Consider the following 1,867-nt stretch of genomic DNA (forward strand, 5'->3'; position numbering starts at 1 on the left):
CGTTGCTGTGTCGACGAAGACGTCTGATGGTGTCGGATTGGGCATGACGGAATAGGTGTAATAAGATTGGTTGCTGTTCAGTGTGTACGTCCAGTTGCTCCCGAGGTTAGTGCCACGTTGAACTTGCGACTTCGTGAGGGTAATTTGGAAATTCAATGGTACAGTGGCCGCATAGCTCGTTCCGATCGACATTACAGAAGTTGCAGCAACTGCCAAGATAAAAAGTGCAGATTTCCTCAATACCATTTCGAAACACTCCTCATATTTTATTGATAGAAACGACAATATCAGATAAATATGAATAATTAAGAAAGTATACTTCCGGAGTAATTAAATGTAATACTTACCTTTTGGGGTGATCATTGAACGAGGAGTCTGTCCGATGAAACAGGAAAATGCGGGTGAAATGGCGAATTCATAGAGAGACACGGACATGAACGGATAAGGTGGAAATGGTGAGGTGAAATTCAAACGCCATTTGGATCATTTGGCTCGTCTCATCCGTGAGATCGTAGACTAGCTGGATCTTACGGAGATAACGTCGCGGTATTCGAATCGCGGAGAGGAAGCCTATCATCCAGCCCTTTTGTGCAAGCTGTGGTTTTACGGGTATGCCGCCGGAGGATTCATGTCTCGGCAGATCCGTTACGCCTTGGATAAGACCCCCCTATCGCTGGCTCAGTGGAACTCATCATCCAGACTTTTGCTCGATCAGTGATTTTCGAAAGAATCAGTAGTGAATAATTTTATCTAAAAGTAAAGCTAAACAGAAATCCTCCCCATCCAGTACTTACATGTGTAGCGGGCCTTTTAAGTAAACAAGTAATTTGCAATTGAGCATCTTTTTCTGTGAGTCTAACAGATTTTACCCAAGGACTTCCTACTATAATGTTTTTATTAAGCGGGAATAATCCGTGATATACGTCAAATAGATTTGCAATAAAAAGGTTATTTTTTAATTGTTCATTTTTCATCATTATAGAATAATTTAATTCTCTTGTGGTGACAAAAACTACTCCATTTGTTTCGGGTTGTATTTGTTCCAGTATCACACTAGATAATTTATCTTGATGAGAACTAAACACATGGACAGATGTATCCTTCGAGTGAATATTCGATCTGAACTTAGGGGAATAGGTTGCACCCCCCGTCAGGGTGAAGCACGTCAAAGCAAGCGCAGCTACACCGATTCCCCACATTCGTTTTTTCACACAAACCCTCCTTTTGGTTGTACAATCACACATCTTTCTTTCCTTTGACGATGTCACGCGCAAAATGGTTACATTAAAATATCGACGGATATTCATCATCAGACATGAAACAGAGAAACCAATGGTTTCGCCAAGAATGCACCACGGCACTACAAGAAATCAGTGTACCCAATAGATAATCTGGAATCCCCATATACAGATTTTAAGTTGAATACAGTGAAATTTTCAGATAGTACGTCATCTGGGTATTACGGAAAGACGTTCTTGGGTCAAGAGATTTGGAGTGTGAGACCGTGAGCTAGTGTGGGCAATGAAATCATATAAAACGTTGCGCATCGCAAGTCCAGATCGGAAGTAAGGTATCCATTCATCTACAATTACCGCTTCGCCTTTTCAGTTTAGGGAATGTTCAGCTTGAGCTTATCAAAGTAGCTTTTATGCACAGATTAAACGTCCAGATAGCGAAGGTAGATAGAGACGTTGTAGACTTACTCACGATCATTTATGAAATATTTTTATCCATTGGAAAGATTAGCAACGATAGGCGAAGTCTCAGAGGTGGAAGTGGTCATTCTCAACCAAGGTGAAGACACGTCGTTTGAAGAAGACCTTGCCAAGGATGTACTGGAAATCATTACGGTGTTTTCTGCGCGTCT

Annotated in this window: 3 protein-coding genes and 1 pseudogene; 2 read left to right on the top strand and 2 right to left on the bottom strand. The window is 41.3% G+C overall.

Annotated elements, in window-relative coordinates:
- A partial coding sequence (locus tag BM613_RS14410) for a hypothetical protein (protein WP_146192849.1) occupies positions 1-246 on the bottom strand: 246 nt, incomplete at its 3' end.
- A gap of 289 nt (positions 247-535) precedes the next feature.
- Between BM613_RS14410 and BM613_RS15940 the strand changes: the two genes are divergently transcribed.
- Positions 536-718, top strand: coding sequence for a hypothetical protein (locus BM613_RS15940; protein ID WP_484419715.1), 183 nt, complete (start codon positions 536-538; stop codon positions 716-718).
- Between the two features lie 28 nt (positions 719-746).
- Here the strand turns inward: BM613_RS15940 and BM613_RS14415 are convergent, their stop codons facing one another.
- Positions 747-1,211: a hypothetical protein gene (locus BM613_RS14415; protein WP_109431847.1), complete on the bottom strand. Its 465-nt coding sequence runs from the start codon at positions 1,209-1,211 to the stop codon at positions 747-749.
- Positions 1,212-1,757: 546 nt separating this feature from the next.
- Between BM613_RS14415 and BM613_RS14420 the strand changes: the two are divergent.
- Positions 1,758-1,867 (top strand): annotated as a pseudogene (locus BM613_RS14420) (IS607 family transposase); the annotation flags it as partial.

It is taken from the genome of Sulfoacidibacillus thermotolerans, from assembly GCF_003144315.1.
Classification (GTDB): Bacteria; Bacillota; Bacilli; order Alicyclobacillales; family SLC66; genus Sulfoacidibacillus; species Sulfoacidibacillus thermotolerans.